Annotated in this window: 16 protein-coding genes and 1 pseudogene; 10 read left to right on the top strand and 7 right to left on the bottom strand. The window is 39.8% G+C overall.

The features are described from left to right. The first annotated feature begins 93 nt into the window (after nt 1–93). The 6 genes from MNY66_RS10300 (at nt 94) to cysM (ending at nt 6,333) form a co-directional block, all read left to right on the top strand. A complete protein-coding gene (locus tag MNY66_RS10300) occupies nt 94–990 on the top strand; it encodes a Dyp-type peroxidase (protein ID WP_047256052.1) in 897 nt (298 codons plus the stop codon). 379 nt (nt 991–1,369) lie between these two features. After that, a complete protein-coding gene (locus MNY66_RS10295) occupies nt 1,370–2,392 on the top strand; it encodes a sulfate ABC transporter substrate-binding protein (protein WP_414738784.1) in 1,023 nt (340 codons plus the stop codon). After that, on the top strand, nt 2,392–3,222 hold the full coding sequence (gene cysT, locus MNY66_RS10290; protein WP_047256054.1) for a sulfate/thiosulfate ABC transporter permease CysT: 831 nt from the start codon (nt 2,392–2,394) through the stop codon (nt 3,220–3,222). Before MNY66_RS10295 ends, cysT begins: the two co-directional genes overlap by 1 nt. Further along, on the top strand, nt 3,222–4,079 hold the full coding sequence (cysW, locus tag MNY66_RS10285; RefSeq protein WP_241500792.1) for a sulfate/thiosulfate ABC transporter permease CysW: 858 nt from the start codon (nt 3,222–3,224) through the stop codon (nt 4,077–4,079). The genes cysT and cysW overlap by 1 nt, the downstream gene beginning before the upstream one ends. Before the next feature lie 22 nt (nt 4,080–4,101). Further along, on the top strand, nt 4,102–5,190 hold the full coding sequence (cysA, locus tag MNY66_RS10280) for a sulfate/thiosulfate ABC transporter ATP-binding protein CysA (protein ID WP_241500791.1): 1,089 nt from the start codon (nt 4,102–4,104) through the stop codon (nt 5,188–5,190). 261 nt (nt 5,191–5,451) lie between these two features. After that, entirely contained in the window at nt 5,452–6,333 is an 882-nt protein-coding gene (gene cysM, locus MNY66_RS10275) for a cysteine synthase CysM (protein ID WP_241500790.1), read from the top strand. A gap of 95 nt (nt 6,334–6,428) precedes the next feature. On the opposite strand, the gene melB is transcribed toward cysM, so the two are convergent. Together melB and melA are read right to left on the bottom strand one after the other, a co-directional pair. Beyond that, nucleotides 6,429–7,886, bottom strand: coding sequence for a melibiose:sodium transporter MelB (gene melB / locus MNY66_RS10270; protein ID WP_241500789.1), 1,458 nt, complete (start codon nt 7,884–7,886; stop codon nt 6,429–6,431). Between the two features lie 125 nt (nt 7,887–8,011). Continuing rightward, entirely contained in the window at nt 8,012–9,367 is a 1,356-nt protein-coding gene (gene melA / locus MNY66_RS10265; RefSeq protein ID WP_241501884.1) for an alpha-glucosidase/alpha-galactosidase, read from the bottom strand. 413 nt (nt 9,368–9,780) lie between these two features. On the opposite strand from melA, the gene melR reads away from it, so the two are divergent. Together melR and MNY66_RS10255 are read left to right on the top strand one after the other, a co-directional pair. Continuing rightward, nucleotides 9,781–10,695 (top strand): transcriptional regulator MelR, encoded by a 915-nt coding sequence (melR, locus tag MNY66_RS10260; protein WP_047256060.1) that lies wholly within the window; start codon nt 9,781–9,783, stop codon nt 10,693–10,695. Between the two features lie 119 nt (nt 10,696–10,814). Beyond that, nucleotides 10,815–11,615, top strand: a pseudogene (locus MNY66_RS10255) (IS5 family transposase). A gap of 126 nt (nt 11,616–11,741) precedes the next feature. Here the strand turns inward: MNY66_RS10255 and crr are convergent. The 5 genes from crr to cysZ form a co-directional block, all read right to left on the bottom strand. After that, nucleotides 11,742–12,251 carry a PTS glucose transporter subunit IIA gene (gene crr / locus MNY66_RS10250; RefSeq protein WP_241500788.1) on the bottom strand — a complete coding sequence of 170 codons (510 nt, stop codon included), beginning with the start codon at nt 12,249–12,251 and terminating at the stop codon, nt 11,742–11,744. 53 nt (nt 12,252–12,304) lie between these two features. Then, a complete protein-coding gene (gene ptsI / locus MNY66_RS10245) occupies nt 12,305–14,032 on the bottom strand; it encodes a phosphoenolpyruvate-protein phosphotransferase PtsI (protein WP_047256062.1) in 1,728 nt (575 codons plus the stop codon). A gap of 149 nt (nt 14,033–14,181) precedes the next feature. Continuing rightward, complete coding sequence (ptsH, locus tag MNY66_RS10240; protein WP_047256063.1) at nt 14,182–14,439, bottom strand: phosphocarrier protein Hpr; 258 nt, start codon at nt 14,437–14,439, stop codon at nt 14,182–14,184. Nucleotides 14,440–14,801: 362 nt separating this feature from the next. Further along, nucleotides 14,802–15,755 carry a cysteine synthase A gene (cysK, locus tag MNY66_RS10235; RefSeq protein WP_047256064.1) on the bottom strand — a complete coding sequence of 318 codons (954 nt, stop codon included), beginning with the start codon at nt 15,753–15,755 and terminating at the stop codon, nt 14,802–14,804. 328 nt (nt 15,756–16,083) lie between these two features. Then, nucleotides 16,084–16,845, bottom strand: coding sequence for a sulfate transporter CysZ (gene cysZ, locus MNY66_RS10230; protein ID WP_047256066.1), 762 nt, complete (start codon nt 16,843–16,845; stop codon nt 16,084–16,086). A 222-nt stretch (nt 16,846–17,067) separates the two neighbouring features. Between cysZ and zipA the strand changes: the two genes are divergently transcribed. Further along, the gene (zipA, locus tag MNY66_RS10225; protein ID WP_241500787.1) at nt 17,068–18,075 is read left to right on the top strand and encodes a cell division protein ZipA; all 1,008 of its coding nucleotides are present in this window, start codon (nt 17,068–17,070) and stop codon (nt 18,073–18,075) included. A 58-nt stretch (nt 18,076–18,133) separates the two neighbouring features. Next, on the top strand, nt 18,134–20,155 hold the full coding sequence (gene ligA / locus MNY66_RS10220) for an NAD-dependent DNA ligase LigA (RefSeq protein ID WP_047256068.1): 2,022 nt from the start codon (nt 18,134–18,136) through the stop codon (nt 20,153–20,155). Nucleotides 20,156–20,296: the final 141 nt, after the last annotated feature.

The following is a 20,296-nucleotide window of genomic DNA, read 5'->3' as shown; positions in this document are numbered from 1 at the left end:
CCAATAATTATTCTAAATAGTTCAACTATTTTTATGATGAAAATAGTATGAAATATGTAGGGTTTATATTTTATCTATTGTTGAGGGTTTTTTATGTCTCATTCTCAGAGTGGCATCTTATTAGATCATAGTCGTTTTGGTATTTTTATTGAAGCGATGATCCAAGGTCCACTAGACGAAATTAAAGCTGGGTGCCAACGTTTTATTGCTGAATTACAGAAACTACAACTTGCATACCCAAGTGATCGTCTCGGCGCAGTTGTAGCCTTTGGTTCCGATATCTGGAAGCAATTATCGACAGCAGAAAGCGCTCCTGAACTTAAACCTTTTAGCCCATTAGGCAAAGGATTAGCTCCAGCAACACAGCGTGATATGTTTATTCATATCCAGTCACAACGTCATGATATTAATTTCTCTTTAGCCCAAGCAGCCTTGAAAGCATTTGGCAAAGTGATTCACGTTGAAGAAGAGATCCACGGTTTTCGTTGGGTCGAAGAACGCGATTTAAGTGGTTTTATCGATGGAACAGAAAATCCACAGGGTGAAGAACGCGAAGAAGTTACGTTGATCCCTGAAGGCATTGATATGGGGGGAAGCTATATTCTGGTTCAGCGTTATGAACATAATCTGGATAAATGGGCGCGCTTCTCTGAACACGAACAAGAGAAAATGATTGGCCGAACCAAAAAAGACAGTATTGAGTTGGACGAAGATGCTCGCAATATCACTTCTCATGTTTCTCGTGTTGCGCTGGATGAAGGTGAAGGTGAGTTAGCGATTATGCGTCATAGTTTGCCTTATGGAACGGCGAGCGGAAAACATGGGCTATATTTTATCGCTTACTGTGGTCGCTTGTATAATATAGAGAAGCAGTTATTAAGTATGTTTGGCGAATTAGATGGTAAACATGATGATCTATTACGTATGACTAAAGCAGTCACTGGTAGTTATTATTTTGCACCCTCAATCGAAACGCTGCTATCTTTATAATTAATATGGTAGGAGTAATTAATTATAATTATTAATATTCAAGAGCTGCAAGGATGCAGCTTATATTTACGCGAGTATATTGCTTCGTGATGTTATTTATTTATATGCAGTTGAAGATAATCTCTGCTTATTTATGTTCACAGCGCTAAATCACTTCTTTTTCACTATTCAAATGAATATCCTTCAATCGAACTTATACCCATAATGATTTGAAATATAAAGAATTTAATAGGCTTATTGCATTTTTATCTTTCTAATGCGAATTCGTTATATTAAAAAGGAATACATAGCTACACAGTTATAAACAAAGCGGATAAAGTAACAGCATAGTTTGTAAATATTTCATTTAATAAGCAGGTGATTAATGAAAACGATACTGATTAAAACTGGATCAATCAAAAAAACCATACTCGCCAGCTTAACGGCATGCACTCTGTTTGCTAGCCCTCAAATGCTGAGTGCTGAATTATTAAATAGCTCTTACGATGTTGCGAGGGAGTTATTTACTGCACTAAATCCGCCTTTTGAAAAACAATGGCAGCAGCAACATCCCGATGACAAATTAACTATTAAACAGTCACATGCTGGATCATCAAAACAGGCGCTAGCTATTTTACAGGGCTTAAAAGCCGATGTGGTGACCTACAATCAAGTGACGGATGTACAAATTTTACATGATCGCGGTAATTTAATTCCGGCAGATTGGCAGTCTCGATTACCTAATAATAGTTCGCCATATTATTCCACTATGGCATTTTTGGTACGCAAGGATAATCCTAAAGGCATTCATAGCTGGGATGACTTAGTCCGTCAAGATGTTAAATTAATTTTTCCTAACCCGAAAACTTCAGGCAATGGCCGCTATACCTATCTTGCAGCTTGGGGAGCATTTCAACAACAAAATGGCGACGATCAAGCAAAAACTTATCAGCAAATGAAACAATTTTTACAGAATGTCGAAGTTTTTGATACCGGCGGACGGGGAGCAACCACCACATTTATTGAACGTAATTTAGGTGATGTACTGATTAGTTTTGAATCTGAAGTGAATAATATTCGTCAGCAATATGGTGAAGATAATTATCAAGTTATTGTGCCACCAGTGGATATTTTAGCTGAATTTCCAGTGACTTGGGTAGATAAAAATATTCAAAAAAACGGTAATGAGGCGGTGGCAAAAGCCTATTTAAATTATTTATATAGCCCAGAAGCTCAAGAAATTATTACCAGTTTTAATTATCGGGTTAACGATAAGCAAGTGATGGAAAAAAATAGCAATAAATTCCCTCAGACCAAACTATTTACTGTCGAACAGCAATTTGGTAGCTGGCCTCAAGTTATGACTAACCATTTTATGACCGGTGGCAAACTGGATCAGCTATTGGCTGAAGGGCGTAAGTAATGTTTGGCGCTGGGAAACGATTTTTACCTGGATTTGGTCTGACATTAGGCAGTAGTTTATTGTATACCTGCCTAATATTATTGTTGCCACTGAGTGCATTAGTCGTGCAATTGTCTAGCATGACATGGGAACAATATTGGACAGTGATCAGTTATCCGCAAGTAGTTGCAGCCTATAAAGTCACTTTACTGGCAGCATTAGCCGCGAGTCTCTTTAATGCGGTGTTTGGAATGATTTTAGCTTGGATATTAACTCGTTACCGTTTTCCTGGTCGAACTTTACTGGATGGTCTAGTTGATTTACCTTTTGCCTTACCGACGGCGGTTGCAGGGTTAACATTGGCAACCTTATTCGCGACATCAGGTTGGTATGGGCAGTTTTTACATCAATTTGATATTAAAGTGGTGAATACGTGGCTGGGTATTTCTGTGGCAATGGCGTTTACTAGTATCCCGTTTGTGGTCAGAACCGTACAACCGGTATTGGAAGAGTTAGGACCCGAATATGAAGAGGCGGCGCAAACGTTAGGGGCAACCCGCTGGCAAGCATTTAGACGTGTAGTATTACCGGAATTATCGCCGGCATTATTGGCCGGAACTGTTCTGTCATTTACACGTAGCTTAGGTGAGTTTGGCGCGGTAATTTTTATTGCTGGTAATATTGCATGGCAAACTGAAGTGGTTTCTTTAATGATTTTCAGCCAGTTGCAACAGTTTGATTTTGCGGCTGCCAGTGCTATTGCCTCGGTTATTTTGGCGGTCTCACTGCTGCTATTATTTAGCGCGAATATCGTACAAAGTCGTTTTGGTAAACGCTTAGGGGGCAAATGATGGCTGATATTACACCATTAAGACAGGCTACTCGAGCGCCAATAAATTGGGCTAAGTGGAGCTTGATTATCATCGGGCTATTATTTTCACTGTTGCTATTAGTGATCCCAATTATTTGGATATTCATGACTGCTTTTGCTAAAGGTATTGATCAGGTTCTGTTCAATTTAGTGGATCCTGATATGCTACATGCGATTGGTTTAACAGTATTTATTGCTCTTATCACTGTGCCGGTTAATCTGGTTTTTGGGGTTATGATGGCATGGCTAGTGACGCGGTTTAAATTTCCCGGTCGCCAGTTACTGTTGACACTCATTGATATTCCATTTGCGGTTTCACCAGTGGTCGCCGGCCTGCTGTATTTACTATTTTATGGTTCGAACAGCTGGTTTGGTCAATGGCTGGAAGGTTTTGATATTCAGCTAATGTTCTCTTGGCCGGGGATGGCTTTGGTAACTATTTTTGTAACCTGTCCGTTTGTTATCCGTGAGTTAGTGCCATTGATGCTAAGCCAAGGTAGCCAAGAGGATGAAGCCGCGGTGCTATTAGGCGCCTCGGGTTGGAAAATGTTTTGGCGTGTGACATTACCGAATATTCGGTGGGCCTTATTGTACGGAGTAGTGTTGACCAACGCTCGAGCAATTGGTGAATTTGGCGCCGTTTCTGTAGTTTCAGGCGCCATACGCGGAGAAACCTATACGTTGCCTTTACAGGTTGAGTTATTACATCAGGATTATAATACGGTCGGGGCATTTACTGCTGCTGCTATTTTAGCATTGATTGCGATTATCACGCTGATTATTAAAAGTGCACTGCAATGGCGTTTAAACCATCAGCAAAATTCGGCCGGGAGTTAACCGATTCAGGAGTAAACAGGTTATGAGTATTCAGATAGAAAACATCAGTAAATATTTTGGTAGCACACAAGTTTTACGCGATATTTCTTTGGATATCCCATCTGGTGAAATGATGGCTTTGCTTGGGCCTTCGGGCTCAGGGAAAACTACCTTGTTAAGGATTATTGCGGGATTAGAGCAACAGAGCCGAGGGCATTTAAAATTTCATGAGCGAGATGTTAGCCGTTTGCACGCTAAAGATCGCCAAGTGGGGTTTGTTTTTCAGCATTATGCATTGTTTCGACATATGAGTGTGTTTGACAATGTGGCTTTTGGCTTAACGGTATTGCCACGTAAACAGCGCCCTTCTGCAAATGAAATTAAGCATAAGGTAATGAAATTACTTGAAATGGTTCAGCTATCTCATTTGGCTCAGCGTTTTCCCGCCCAATTATCTGGAGGACAAAAACAGCGAGTAGCTTTAGCTAGAGCATTGGCTGTTGAGCCTCAAATTTTATTGCTTGATGAGCCTTTTGGTGCACTGGATGCCCAAGTGCGTATGGAATTAAGACGTTGGCTACGACAATTGCATGAAGAGCTAAAATTCACCAGTGTATTTGTAACCCATGATCAGGAAGAAGCTATGGAAGTCGCTGATAAAATTGTGGTTATGAGCCAAGGGCATATTGAACAAGTGGGTACACCGGAACAAATTTGGCATACACCAGAGACGCGTTTTGTTTTAGAGTTTATGGGGGAAGTAAATCATTTATCTGGCGTTATCAAAGGATCTCAATTATTAATTGATAAGTATAGTTTTGGTTTACAACATACCCCTATTGAACAAGGTGCTGTAGATGTATTTATAAGGCCGTGGGAAATTAGTTTAGCTCAACAAAGTGATAGTTTTCATCAGCTTCCCGTTAAAATTATTGAAGCGGGGCCTCGTGGTCACTTTTGGCAATTGACGGTACAGCCATTGGGTTGGGGTCAGTCACCGATTTCAGTCGTTTGGCAGTCTGGCGCGAATATTCCTGTGCGCGGTGAACATTATTTTTTAGGCACCAAACAGCTGCGTATTTACCAAGATAATAACCAAGTAATGTTACGAGAATTAGCGTGTAGTGCTTAAATAGTGCTTATATAATAATGGTGATGTGTTATCCGTAAAAAGCTTATCCGTAAAAAAGCTTATTCGCAAAAAAACTTATTAGTGGCCAAGATTATTAGCTAGCAATCTTATTTCAGACTGAATGACTTTATGCGGATAAAGTTATTCGGCTTGAAATTTTTTCATTATGGCAGGCAACAAGAGTGCGTGTAATTATTTATTGCGCTAGTATCTTTACTGTACTGATTTATTATTATTTAAAATTATAAGAAGGATTTGACTGTGGTAAGTCTGGATCAATTTATCGGGAATACGCCGTTAGTACAGTTACAGCGGTTAACGCAAGGATTTGATGCACAAGTATGGGTCAAGCTTGAAGGTAATAATCCCGCAGGTTCGGTCAAAGATAGAGCGGCTCTCTCGATGATTAGTCAGGCTGAATTACGGGGAGAAATCACACCGGGTGACACCTTAATTGAGGCAACTAGCGGCAATACAGGGATAGCCTTAGCCATGATTGCAGCAGTAAAGGGCTATTACTTGAAATTATTGATGCCAGAAAATATGAGCTTAGAACGTCAGGCATCAATGCGTGCTTATGGCGCAGAGCTAATTTTGGTCAGCCGTGAAGTTGGCATGGAAGGGGCTCGAGATTTAGCTCAAGAAATGCAGCGCAGAGGTGAAGGTAAAGTTTTAGATCAGTTTAATAATCCTGATAATTCACTGGCACATTTTAAAACAACTGGGCCAGAAATTTGGCAGCAAACCGACGGTAAAATAACTCATTTTGTTTCCAGTATGGGGACTACGGGAACAATTACTGGTGTTAGCCAATATTTAAAATCAAAATCAGATAATGTGCAAATAATAGGTTTGCAGCCGGCAGAAAAAAGTCAAATTCCCGGCATTCGGCGTTGGTCTCCTAATTATTTGCCCGCTATTTTTCAGCCTAAATTAGTTGATAGTATTTTAGACGTCACTCAAACTGATGCGGAAAACACGATGAAAGCACTGGCTCAGCAAGAAGGCATTTTTTGTGGCGTGAGCTCAGGAGGCGCAGTATTTAGTGCGCTAAAAGTAGCTAAAGAAAATCCGGGAGCTGTGGTAGTTGCAATTATTTGCGATCGTGGTGACCGTTATTTATCGACGGGTGTATTTAATTAATTTTCTCGTATCTATAAAATCAATAAAATTAAATTAATAGGAGAAAGCCAGTGCTTTCTCCTATTATATTTATAATAATTTATGTCTGAGCTATATTAAGACAGTATTTTAGCTTTATCTATTATGACTGCACTTGGTTCAGTTTTATGCTGTGAGATTATTTCTGAATTAGGCGTTTTACGGTATTTATCCAGTAGCGTAATTTGGATTTTACGTAAGAAATCACCATTCAATTTATAGTATTTAAAATAGAGGAATAAGGTAATCGCAAAGAAAATACTGGGTAGCAAAATCATTATATATTGCATTCCGGCCATTGTTTCTAGGGTTTGCATTGCATTTGGAATATAGCCGACAATCGCTAACATAACACCAATAAAGAAAGCTGCAAATGCAGAGCCGGCTTTCACCACTAGAGTTTGTACTGAATAGGCGATACTTTCGCAGCGAACGTTAAGTTTATATTCTCCGTAATCTACGGTATCCGCTACCATAATAACTTGTAAAACCCAAAACAACCCAGAGCCTACGCTAAGTAACATTCCTGCAAACAGGATAATAGTAGCGCTGTGACTTTCAATAATCGCGCAATATACCAGAACACAGCAGCCTAAAATTGGCATAATAGACGCACAGGCCCATAATATCCGCCGGCCAAAGAAGCTGACTAATTTATGGAAGAATATTAGTGCAATAAGATTAGCGGCTCCAGCATAGGACATATAATAAGGAAATAATGAATCATCACCAATAACATAGGTGAAATAGTAGATAGCAAATCCGGTAATGATATTAGAGGCAATATTGTAAGATAATGCCATGCCTAATAAGCAGAAAAGCTGATCATTTTTAAAAATAATCTTAATCATTTCTTTTAAGTTTAAGCTTTCTTCTTGTTTGACATGAATATCAGGATCATTTATGACTTGGCCGGAGGAGTAAACTTCTTTGACTGACCATAGGGTTACGATGGTTGAAATAACAAAGAAAAAAATCAGAATTAATGTGAACATTTGAAAGCCAAGGCCTTTATCTTCACCTCCGATATAATTAACAAAAGGCAAGGTAATACCCGCAGTAACAAAGCCGGCTAAGCTAGCAAAAAAACGCGGATAAGGAACTAATTGTTCGCGTTCTTTTTTATCTAAGGTAATTGTAGGGACTAAAGACCAGAATGGAATATCCATAATGGTATAAGTCATTCCCCACGCGATATAAGTAATCGCCACATAAGCCAAGCGATAATTATCATCAATTAAGTGGGCACTGAATAATAGAAATAAGGTGATTGAATTGGCGATGGTACCGACAAGGATCCACGGTTTGAATTTTCCCCAGCGAGAACGGGTATTATTAACTATCCATCCCATTATTGGGTCATTAATGGCATCCCATATACGAGCAATCAGGAAAATAGCGCCGACTACTCCAACGGATAAGCCAACAATATCGGTGTAATAATACATCAAGTACATGTAAACAATACCAATTGCAAAATCTTTACCGAAGGCACCAAATCCATAACCGAGCTTAGTTTTTATCGATATACTCATAAGGTTATTAGTTGAAGTTACCTGCAACTACCTCGTTATCTATCATTGGGTGCTGCGAGCTAATAGCCATAAAATAATTAAATATTAATGGAATAATAACTATGGCAGCACCATTTTATTCATAATTAATTATGAATCCACTCTGGTAACCAATTGCCGTGGGCTTTAATTAGATCATCGACTAAGGTATATATTTCATCGATACCAAGTACCGCTGCGGTATGTGGATCTAATAATGCGGCACGATAAATTTGTTGTTTATCTTGATTTATAACGGCTTCAGTTAATAACATTTGTACGTTGATATTGGTTTGCATTAATGCAGCCAGATGGCTCGGAATTTTACCAACTTTTGTTGGGCGGATCCCCATTGCATCAACTAAACAAGCAACTTCAACGCAGCACCCTTCAGGTAAATTATCGATCAATTGGTTATTACGTACGTTGCCATAAACAACGCTAGGTGTACCGGTCCAGATAGAGTTAATAATGGTACTTGCATATTCGTTTGATTGTTTAATATCAATACGATCAGTATTTTTATATTCCGCTAATTCTTTATTCCAATTATCTATCTGTTCAACGCAGCGTTTTGGATATTCATCTAATGGCACTTTATAGCGTTCTATTAAATCGGGTCTGTTCGGTTTAATAAAATAAGGCGTGTATTCGGCAAAATGCTCAGAGGATTCAGTGACAAAATATCCCAGTTTTTTGAACATTTCATAGCGCACAATATTTTTACAACGTGTATTACCGTGAATATTATCTTTAGGCGCTATGCCTGCTTCATAAGCTTTTAATAATTCAGGATAAATACTTGAGTATGAGCCATCGGCATTTCTTTTCTCTAGTTCAAGATAGAATGCCATGTGGTTGATCCCTGCGCTGCGATAACGTAAATCTTGGTAATCAATATCTAGATCACGGGCTAATTCTTCTGCGGTACCTTGCACTGAGTGGCACAAACCTACTTGTTTAATATGTGGATATTTTGCATACATTGCCCAAGTGTTCATCGCCATTGGATTGACATAATTGAGCATAGTGGCTTCAGGACAAACATCGGTCATATCATCACAGATTTTCCATAAATGAGGAATGGTACGCAGTGCACGCATAATGCCACCAGGGCCTAATGTATCGGCAATTGTCTGTTCTACACCATACTTTTTACAGATTTCAAAGTCAGTGACTGTACAAGGCTCATAACCCCCAATTTGAAAGGCAACGATGACAAAATTAGAATCTTTTAGGGCTTCTTTTTGATCTGAATGACAACTTATTTTTCCGGTTGCTTGCGCTGATTTCATCAGTTTTTCAACCACAATATGTGATTCTTCAAGGCGGCGTTGGTCAATATCCATCAATGCAATATGGGCGTTTTTCAATGCTGAGCGGTGAAATACATCGCCAAGAATATGTTTAACGAAGACCGTGGAGCCAGCGCCGATAAATGTAATTTTTGGACCTGTCATAATCGATTTCCCTCAGTATGCGATAATTGATGAGTTTCTTGCTCTAACACCATACTGACATATTAATTTAACAAAAATCGTCCATGTATTGATAGAAAGACTCCTAAAACCTCAGATCCAATTATATTGAATACATAAATATGATGTTTTGGGATAAAACTAATATAAGTTAGGAGTATTTATCTATGATAATAAAAAATAATGTTTAAAATCGTTAAGTTATATTGGTCACATATTTTAGATTTAGTAGTCATTATTAAATAATAATGACTAGATTATTCCCAGTTATTAAGATTAAAGTAGTACATCGCTATCAATAGCCATACCGCAAAATCATATTTTATCTTTATTGGATGTAACAATTTAATTACAATTCACGTAGTTACAAATATTGTAATTATAAATAAGGTATTAGTATGCCAATTGAAAACAATGATTTAAATCCTGATTACATTGAAATAGAACATGGCACAACTAGCCCGTTAGCGCTCTATTCTGCATACCAACGTATGGAAATTGAATTGCGGACTCCAGAAGCGATGCCAATGCCTCATTGGCATGGGCAAGTTGAGGTTAATATTCCGTTTGATGGAAATGTTGAATATTTGATTAATGGCGAAAAAATCAGTGTAGAGCAGGGGCATATCACGATATTTTGGGCTTGTGTTCCTCATCGGTTAATTAGCGTTAACAATTGTACCTCGATGGCAATTTTTAATTTACCAATGCATTTGTTTTTATCTTGGCCATTAAAAAAAGAACTTATTAACCATATAACTCACGGTATGGTAGTGAAGTCACATTTTCCCCATCAAGTCAGTCCACTTGAAGTGGCTCGTTGGCAGGCTGAATTAACGCAATCAAATGAACAAATTAAGCAGATTACTATTGAAGAAATCAGTTTAATGATTAAACGGTTCGGCTTTATGGGATGGGATTCTTTACTGATAAATAAAGTGCCGAAGACACTGAATAATGGTGTTTCTAAACATTCTCAATTTTATGTCAGCCAAATGCTTGAGTTTATTGCTGAAAATTATGATAAATCACTTTCAGTGAATCAGATAGCAGAGCATGTAAAATTAAATCCGAATTATGCGATGGGAATATTTCAGAGTGTGATGCAACTGACGATGAAGCAATATATTACGGCAATGCGAATAAATCATGCGCGAGTGCTATTAAGTGATAGCGATAAAACGGTATTCGATATAGCGTTGACCGCTGGGTTTAATTCTTCTAGCCGTTTTTATGATACCTTTCGCAAAGTTGTTGGTATGACGCCCCAAAAATATCGAAAAAAAACTCAGGCACAATTACACAGGATATAAGTGAGATGCTGGCTTGCATATCACTATTCTAGGGGCTGTTGATCTTTTGATATTATTAATTGGACGGTATGGTGATTCGGTATAATTGGATCCACCACAAATCAAAAAAATAAACCACCATGCCGAGCACAATGTTTACAGATGAACAGTGGCATAGGCTACACAAGCTGATACTTAAAAGCGGCCGTGTATACAACAAAAGTGAACATTGGATGATTCTAGAAGGGATCCTTTATAGGATGCGAACGGGTTGTCTCTGGCGCGACCTTCCAAAGAATTTCGGTTTGTGGAATACCGTATTTCGTCGTTTTCACCTATGGTCTAAAAAGGGTATTTTACAACAACTCTTTAAAATCTTGTATGAATCTACTGATTCTAAATAGATTTTTATTGATGGTAATATTATTCGCACACATCAACACATCAACACATCAACACATCAACACATCAACACATCAACACATCAACACATCAACACATCAACACATTAACATGGTACAGCAGCAGTGTCAGAAAGTGATGAGTCGATAGGAAAAAGTCGCGGGGGGAACTCGACAAAAATTCATCTCGCGGTAGACAGCTATGGGCTTCCGGTTCATTTCGAATTGTCGGGTGGACAGGTTCATAATATTGCCTATGCAGGGCAATTAATATGTCGAGCACCAAAATCAGAATATATTATTGCAGACAAAGGTTACGACAGCGAAAAATTGAGAGATTCAATTAAAGAGCAAGGAGCCATTCTCGTGATCTCTCGTCGAAAAAGCAATAAGGCAGGGAATGATGACATAGATTGGTGTTTATATAAATATCGACATTTAGTCGAGAATACGTTTACTAGAATTAAATATTTTCGAGCAATAGCAACAAGATACGATAAGTTGGAACGAAACTATGTCAGTATGCATGCACTGGCATGATGTGGTTACCGATGTGAAAGATCAATAGACCCTAGTAAGATAAAAAAACCTATGCCATGGGGCATAGGTTTTTAACCGTTTAGCCATCAGCCTGTTGTTTGATGGTTGAACGTTGAAGAACAATAATTATTTTTTGATCTTCATAATAACGGTTTCACCTACGGTGACTGAACCGCTTAATTTAGTCAGTTCTTTAATCTCGTCCATATTTGAAATGACAACTGGTGTTAAAACAGATTTTGCTTTTTCTTCCAGTAATGCCAGATCAAATTCGATGATTAAATCACCTTTCTTCACGGTTTGGCCTTCAGAGGCAATACGTTTGAAACCTTCGCCTTTAAGTTCAACGGTATCAATACCGAAGTGAACAAAGAGTTCGATACCATCAACAGACTCAATAGAGAATGCATGGTTAGTTTCGAAAATTTTACCGATAGTACCATCAACAGGGGCAACAATTTTGTTACCTGCGGGTTTGATAGCAATCCCATCACCAACAATTTTTTCTGCAAAAACAACATCAGGAACATCTTCAATATTGACAATTTCACCCGATAGCGGCGCAATAATTTCAATATAGTCAGTGCTAGTTTTAGCTTCCGAAACCAGTGATTTCAGTTTGTCAAACAGACCCATGGACCTTCTCCTAATCGTTTTAATATGGAACCGGGTTTAATGTACATCCCTTATTAGCATAACGTTTTTTCTTTGATAAAGGTATCTACAACGTTCATCAAATCCTGAGCAGTTGGCTGAGCAAGTGCTTGCTCTGCTAATGCTTGGGTATCTTTGAAATTTGCATTACGGATCAATTTTTTGATACCAGGGATTGAAATTGCGCTCATACTAAACTCATCCAGACCCATACCGAGCAGCAATAAGGTTGCTCGTTCATCACCGGCAAGTTCACCACACATTCCTGTCCATTTACCTTCAGCATGCGATGCATCGATCACTTGCTTAATCAGATTTAAGACAGCAGGTGACATTGGGTTGTATAGATGAGAAATCAGTTCATTACCACGGTCAACGGCTAAAGTATACTGAGTGAGATCGTTGGTTCCAATACTGAAAAAGTCAACTTCTTTTGCAAGATGATGAGCAATAACTGCTGCAGCTGGCGTTTCAACCATGACACCCACTTCAATGCTTTCGTCAAATGCTTTACCTTCTTCACGCAATTGACACTTCAGTATTTCTAATTCAGCTTTCAACTCGCGAACTTCCTCAACTGAAATAATCATTGGGAACATAATACGCAGTTTACCGAAAGCTGAGGCTCTTAAAATAGCCCGTAACTGAGAATGTAAGATCTCTTTGCGATCAAGGCAAATACGAATTGCACGCCAACCTAAGAAAGGATTCTCTTCTTTAGGTAAATTCATATAAGGCAGGTCTTTATCGCCACCAATATCCATCGTACGGACGATAACTGCTTGGCTGCCCATCGCTTCAGCAACGGCTTTATAAGCTTGTAACTGTTCTTCTTCTGTTGGCAGAGTGTCTCTGTCCATAAACAGAAATTCTGTACGGTAGAGACCAACACCTTCAGCACCGTTACGTTCTGCGCCAGCAACATCACGGACAGTACCAATATTGGCACAAACTTCGACCTGATGTCCATCAAGAGTGATGGCGGGTAAATCTTTCAGTTTTGCCAGTTCATGTTTTTCTTGATTAAATTCGTCTCTGAATGCTTTTAGTTTGTCAATTTCGGCATCAGAAGGATTGACATAAATCTTATTGTTAACACCATCTAATACAATATAATCACCGTTTTTAATCACTCGGGTTGCATCTGATGTGCCAACAATAGCAGGTAGTTCTAACGAACGAGCCATAATAGAGGTGTGAGAAGTACGACCACCGATATCAGTAATAAAACCAAGTACTTTATCTAAATTAAGCTGTGCGGTTTCTGAGGGTGTTAAGTCTTGGGCGACTAAAACTACTTCTTCAGTAATTGCACTTAAATCAACAATATTCATGTTTAGAATATTTTTGAGTAAGCGTTTTCCGATATCACGAACGTCTGCCGCACGTTCTTTCAGATATTCATCATCTAAATCTTCAAGTGCTTGCGCTTGATCTTCAATAACTGAATGTACCGCTGCATCGGCAGTTTTTTTATCTTTCTGAATCAGAGTGATAATTTCTTGTTCCAACTCTTCATCTTCAAGTAGCATGATATGACCTTCAAAAATCTCTGCTTTTTCAGCGCCAAGATTTTTTTCAGCCTTCTCTTTGATAATATTTAACTGCTCAGCTGATTTATTGCGTCCATCAATAAAACGCTGAATTTCTGATTCAATCTGGCTGTCATCAATTTTTTTTGAGCTGATAACAATAGGGTCTTCTTTTAGGAGAAGGGCGTGACCAAAAGCAAAACCGGGTGAAACTAAAATTCCTGAGATCATAATATTACCTTACTACTGAGATGTTCTGATGCTGAGAGTTAACAGTTGGGCGTAATGTGAATTACTAAACTGATATCCCTGGATTGAAAACCCAGGGATGGAGAATGGAACATTAATATAACTGGTTATTTTGTTTGAAAACAAACAAATTATTCCAGTTCTCCCATCAATTTTACCAAATGCTCAACGGCTTGTTGCTCATCTTCACCTTCGGCAGAGATAGTCACTAAAGTGCCTTGAGTCAGGCCGAGAGTCTGCAATTTGAATAAGCTTTTTGCGCTGGCAGATTTACCGCTTGAAGTCAGCGTAATATCAGATTTAAACGCCTTAGCTTCTTTAACGAATTGCGCTGCTGGACGAGTGTGTAGACCATTTGGTGCTGTAATAGTGACTTCTTGCTGGAACATAATATTTCCTCAATATCTTTAGATTTTTATTAAATCCAGAATTATTGTAGATGAAATAATCTGGTTTTGCGTATACTTAGAGTATGAACCAATAAAAAGGTTTCATGCATTGTTTATCGTCAAATCTTTGTCAATTAAATGACTGAATAATTCAAAAGAGTATAAGTTAGCTTACCAGCCTACTAAACAAAAATCATCGTCTGAAAGGTATTAATTTCGAGGCTCGAAATAATTAGTGATTTAATACTAAACCCATAGAAATAAATCATCTCTATACATGCTAAACTTTGATCTAATGCACAAAAAAAGCACCATTAAGGTGCTTTTTGTAACTAAATTTTAACCGAGTTAGCTATTTTAGGCTAATCATCAGCTAAGTCAGCAAATAATACTGTACTCAAATATCGTTCACCGGATGATGGCAGGATAACTACAATGTTTTTATCTTTAAATTCCGGTTCTGCGGCCATTTTGACGGCAGCAGCAATAGCTGCTCCAGAAGATATACCCGCTAAAATACCTTCTTTTTCCATAATCGCGCGCGCCGTACTGATGGCTTCTTCATCGGTAATTTTTACGACACGATCGATTAATGAAAGATCCAGATTGGCAGGAATAAAGCCCGCACCGATGCCTTGAATTTTATGGGGACCCGGTTTGACTTCCTCGCCAGCTAAGGTTTGACTGATGACTGGTGAGGTTTCTGGTTCGACAGCAACCAAGGTAATATCTTTGGCTTGTGTCTGTTTTAAATAGCGTCCGATACCGGTGATGGTACCACCTGTGCCGACACCGGCAATTACCACATCAACTTTGCCATCGGTATCTTGCCAGATTTCTGGCCCGGTAGTTTTTTCATGAATTTCGGGGTTGGCTGGGTTATTGAATTGCTGCAATAATAAATAGCGATTAGGCGAACTATTAACGATTTCTTGAGCTTTTTCTATCGCGCCTTTCATTCCTTTAGCGCCTTCGGTCAGAATTAGCTTGGCACCTAAGGCTTTGAGCAGTTTACGGCGTTCGATACTCATGGTTTCTGGCATGGTAAGGGTCAATTTATAGCCTCTTGCCGCAGCTACATACGCTAAAGCAATCCCCGTATTCCCACTGGTTGGCTCAACTAATTCTTTATCTTTGGTCAGGGTACCTTTTTTCTCGGCATCCCAAATCATATTAGCTCCAATACGGCATTTAACACTGAAACTTGGATTACGAGATTCTATTTTTGCCAGAATATTACCGTTACCGAAATGTTTTAGGCGAACCAAAGGAGTATGGCCAATTGTCAACGAATTATCATCATAGATTTTGCTCATCGGATATCCTTAATATTCATTAAATGTAGGTACTGCCGTACTGAAAAAATTAGAATTACCATACGTGAACAATAGGTTATTGCAAATATGTTTTATCTATAAGCTTATAACCAATTATCATTTTATTCCTATTTGTTCTATCAAGCAGCAGATTGCTTTGGCAAGGTGTGTTTATCGTTTTAATGGTGATTTAATTGTAGCGATCGTTATTAATGAGCAGGGCGACTGGCGCTTATGGCAAGATGCCGCCCTGTATGGAGATGAGTTACTGTGCTTAATGTGATTATTAATCGATATATTGCTGATTAATATTGATATTATCTACACATTAAAAGCGCTTATGTTGTTCACGGTAACGGTCTACCCACATTGCGGTAGCGCCGCAGACGGCGACAGGCATAATCAATAAATTCACAATAGGGATCATCGTTAGTAAGCTAACTACTCCGCCAAATTGAATATTATTGAGTCGGTCTTTGCTTAAGGCTTGTTTCATTGAAGGAAAGCTAACGCGATGATTATCGAAAGGATAATCACAATACTGAATAGCCATCATCCACGCACCAAAAATGAACCACAGAATGGGGGCGGCAGTTTGTCCAAAACCAGGGATTAAAAAGAGCAGTAATAGGATAATCGCGCGCGGGACAAAATAAACCAATTTGACCATTTCGCGTTTCAGTATCCGAGGTACGTCTTTGATAAGGTCAGCCATACCCATATCGGGTGATGGGATCCCTGTTAATTCAGATTCCAGTTTCTCCGCTAACCAGCCGTTAAATGGCGCAGCAATAATATTGGCGACGGTACTGAAGAAATAAGTAAATACCAGTAATACCGATAATACCGCTAATGGCCAAATAAGATAATTAAGCCATTGTAGCCAGTGGGGAACGTAACTCATTAATTGTGGGATCCAATCCCCCAATTTGCTGTATAACCACCAAAATGCACCTCCCAGTAAAATAATATTTGCCAATAGTGGCAATAATACAAATCGTTTAATGCCCGGACGGGTGACTAAATGCCAGCCTTGGGCAAAATAATAAAAGCCGCTCCTATTTTGTCGCGAATTTGTCGAATGCGTCATACTTCTTATTATCTCCTTTGCGGTTGAAGCTGTATCATATAGGCTGTATTTTTGTCTGGCTAGACGGTGTTTGTTTGAAAAATACGCAAACAGGGGGCGGAATATTCTCTTTCTTGCAAGAAAAGCGTTCTGAGGGTTGCACTTAGCGCGTTTGACAAATAATCTTAGGGGAGAAGTTTCTGCCATATTGGCATTATCATTTAACAACTAGAGATAGCAGCGATGCAGGATTTGCGTCTGATATTAGTGGTCGTGGGTGCGATAGCCATAGTAGCTCTGTTACTACATGGTTTGTGGACGAGTCGTAAAGAGCGTTCTAAATTATTTCGTAATCGCCCAATTAAACGCCGTAAACAAGAGGATCAACAACTATCGTCAGAGGATGAACAAGACTCGGCGTTATTTGTAGAACCGCAACAAAAAAGAGAACAACCCGCGCCTCAAGTGCAAGCTCAGGAGCCAATTCAGCAACGTGTGGAAACTACGGAGTTACCACCGATGACGGCTACTCAGCATGAACCGATGCAAGAACGCGAGTTAGTGCAACCGCAGCCAGTTGAGCCGTTACAACCTCAGCCAACTGCTGGCGTTGCGATTGAGCCGACAGTCAATGTTGAGACTGCGCCTCAAGCCCCATCTGCGCCCGTAGAGCAACGGCAAGCAGAGCAACCAATAGAACCGACTGAGCAACCAGCCAAAGTACATTCAGTTGAATCAGTGCCAGAAACGACGGCTAAGGCGTCACAGCCAGCACAGCCATCAGCTCAAGTGGCAAATGAGAAAACCACTGAGTCGCAAGATAATCAGGCTGCCAGTAGCAAAGAGACAGTATTGGTTCTACATGTTGCGGCGCATCAGGGGCAAATGCTGGATGGTGAAGTTTTATTGCAAAGTATTCTTCAGGCTGGCTTCCAGTTTGGTGAAATGCGAATTTTCCATCGACATGTGAGCCCTTCTGGGACTGGACCGGTGTTGTTTAGTATGGCCAACATGGTTAAACCTGGTTCATTTGACCCTGAAACGATGGCCAATTTTGCAACACCAGGTGTGACTATGTTCTTGATGGTTCCATCTTATGGTGATGCGGTTCAAAATTTCAAATTGATGCTACAAGCGGCACAGCGTATTGCATCAGACGTAGGCGGTATTGTGTTGGACGATGAACGTAAGTTACTGACTCCTCAAAAAATTGAGGTGTATCAGGCTAGAATACGCAATACATTGAATTAATCATTTCCGATTAATAAAACCCCCACGAAATGGGGGTTTTTTATCGCTGTTGGTGATCATGAAAACAAAACAACAACACCTCGACAAGCTGAAACAACAGCTGCGTCATCATGAATATTTGTATCATGTGCTTGATGCCCCTGAAATTCCCGATGTGGAATACGACAAGTTGATGCAGGAATTGAAAGCCATTGAAGCAGAATATCCACAGTGGATAACCTCAGATTCACCGACTCAACGCGTCGGTGCGCAACCTTTATCGGCGTTTGAAACCGTACGTCATGCTATTCCTATGCTGTCATTAGATAATGTATTTGATGAAGCCAGCTATTTATCGTTCGATAAGCGAATTCATGATCGTCTCAAAAATAATGACGATTTAACATTTTGCTGTGAATTAAAGCTCGACGGTTTGGCGGTGAGTTTGCTGTATGAAAATGGTGAATTAGTACAAGCGGCAACCCGTGGTGACGGTACCACCGGTGAGAATATTACCGCTAATGTTCGAACTATTAAGGCGATTCCATTACGTTTGATTGGCGACAATATTCCTCAGCGTGTCGAAATTCGCGGTGAAGTGTTCATGCCGCAAAAAGGCTTTGAGGCATTAAATGAAGCCGCTCGACGTACAGATGGTAAAGTTTTCGCTAATCCGCGTAATGCTGCTGCCGGTTCATTACGTCAATTAGATCCGCGAATTACGGCTAAACGCCCATTAACTTTTTACTGCTATGGCGTTGGATTACTGGAAGGCGGAGAACTGCCAAGTAGTCATTATGAGCGATTGATGCAGTTTAAATCGTGGGGATTGCCAGTCACTGAGTGGGTTCAATTGTGCAAAGGTAGCGCACAAGTATTGGCATTTTATCATAAAGTGGAAGCTGCCCGTCCAACCCTCGGCTTTGATATTGATGGCGTGGTAATTAAAGTCGATTCATTAAGCTTGCAACAAACCTTAGGTTTTGTCGCGCGAGCACCGCGTTGGGCGACGGCGTTTAAATTCCCTGCGCAAGAACAAATGACATTACTGCGAGATGTTGAGTTCCAAGTTGGGCGTACAGGTGCAATTACGCCAGTCGCACGCCTAGAGCCAGTACAAGTTGCAGGCGTAATTGTAAGTAACGCGACACTGCATAATGCCGATGAAATTGCCCGTCTAGGCGTACATATCGGTGATACGGTGGTAATCCGTCGTGCGGGTGATGTGATCCCTCAGATTGTGAATGTTGTGATAGATCAACGGCCTAAAGATAGCCGAGAGATTGTATTTCCGATCCATTGCCCAGTCTGTGGTTCTGATATTGAACGCATAGAAGGTGAAGCCGTCGCACGTTGTACGGGGGGATTAATTTGTGGCGCACAACGAAAAGAGGCATTAAAACATTTTGTTTCACGCCGCGCGATGGACGTCGATGGAATGGGCGACAAGATAATCGATCAGCTGGTGGAGAAAGAATATGTCCATACACCGGCTGAATTGTATCAATTGTCTGCGGGAATATTAACTGGTCTCGATCGGATGGGGCCAAAATCAGCACTCAATTTGGTCAATGCGCTAGAAAAATCTAAGCAAACTACATTAGCTAGATTTATCTATGCTCTGGGTATTCGTGAGGTTGGAGAAGCTACAGCCGCAAATTTAGCGGCTCATTATGGCAGCTTAACTGATTTAATGGCCGCTGATATCGAGTCATTGAAAGCAGTACAAGATGTGGGTGATGTGGTGGCTAAGCATGTAGTTAATTTCTTTAGAGAAACGCATAACCAAGACGTTATCAATGAGTTAGTTAACAAAGCAGGGATCTACTGGCCGGAAGCTCAAGTACAGGATATTAGTGCTTTTGATTCGCCGTTTGCAGGCAAAACAGTGGTGCTTACCGGCTCGTTAACTCGATTAACTCGAGATGAGGCAAAAGATAAGCTGGCGGCCTTAGGTGCCAAGGTTACCGGCAGTGTTTCGAAAAAAACAGATATGGTAATAGCCGGCGAAGCCGCAGGTTCTAAATTGGTAAAAGCTAATGAATTGGGTATCCAAGTCATTGATGAAAATGAGATGATCCGCCTCTTTGGCGAAGCATAAAATGGGGACAGTAGTCTGAGGATTTAGTTTCTTGATGAGACTACTGACCTAGATCAATTTTTTTTTCAAATAGTTAGCAATAGTTCTAAAGTGTGATCAAGCTGGCTTATTTTAAAAATAGGCTCTTAGCATTTTCATATT

Source organism: Moellerella wisconsensis (assembly GCF_022592395.1).
In the GTDB taxonomy this organism is placed as follows: domain Bacteria; phylum Pseudomonadota; class Gammaproteobacteria; order Enterobacterales; family Enterobacteriaceae; genus Moellerella; species Moellerella wisconsensis.
This window is presented reverse-complemented; position numbering and strand designations above follow the sequence as displayed.

Coding starts and splice junctions, on each gene's coding strand:
- crr (WP_241500788.1), bottom strand. CDS start 12,251: ATGGGTCTGTTTGACAAACTGAAATCACTGGTTTCGGAAGCTAAAACT.
- ligA (WP_047256068.1), top strand. CDS start 18,134: ATGAAAACAAAACAACAACACCTCGACAAGCTGAAACAACAGCTGCGT.
- cysK (WP_047256064.1), bottom strand. CDS start 15,755: ATGAGCAAAATCTATGATGATAATTCGTTGACAATTGGCCATACTCCT.
- zipA (WP_241500787.1), top strand. CDS start 17,068: ATGCAGGATTTGCGTCTGATATTAGTGGTCGTGGGTGCGATAGCCATA.
- cysT (WP_047256054.1), top strand. CDS start 2,392: ATGTTTGGCGCTGGGAAACGATTTTTACCTGGATTTGGTCTGACATTA.
- cysW (WP_241500792.1), top strand. CDS start 3,222: ATGGCTGATATTACACCATTAAGACAGGCTACTCGAGCGCCAATAAAT.
- melR (WP_047256060.1), top strand. CDS start 9,781: ATGCCAATTGAAAACAATGATTTAAATCCTGATTACATTGAAATAGAA.
- cysA (WP_241500791.1), top strand. CDS start 4,102: ATGAGTATTCAGATAGAAAACATCAGTAAATATTTTGGTAGCACACAA.
- ptsI (WP_047256062.1), bottom strand. CDS start 14,032: ATGATCTCAGGAATTTTAGTTTCACCCGGTTTTGCTTTTGGTCACGCC.
- cysZ (WP_047256066.1), bottom strand. CDS start 16,845: ATGACGCATTCGACAAATTCGCGACAAAATAGGAGCGGCTTTTATTAT.
- melB (WP_241500789.1), bottom strand. CDS start 7,886: ATGAGTATATCGATAAAAACTAAGCTCGGTTATGGATTTGGTGCCTTC.
- MNY66_RS10300 (WP_047256052.1), top strand. CDS start 94: ATGTCTCATTCTCAGAGTGGCATCTTATTAGATCATAGTCGTTTTGGT.
- ptsH (WP_047256063.1), bottom strand. CDS start 14,439: ATGTTCCAGCAAGAAGTCACTATTACAGCACCAAATGGTCTACACACT.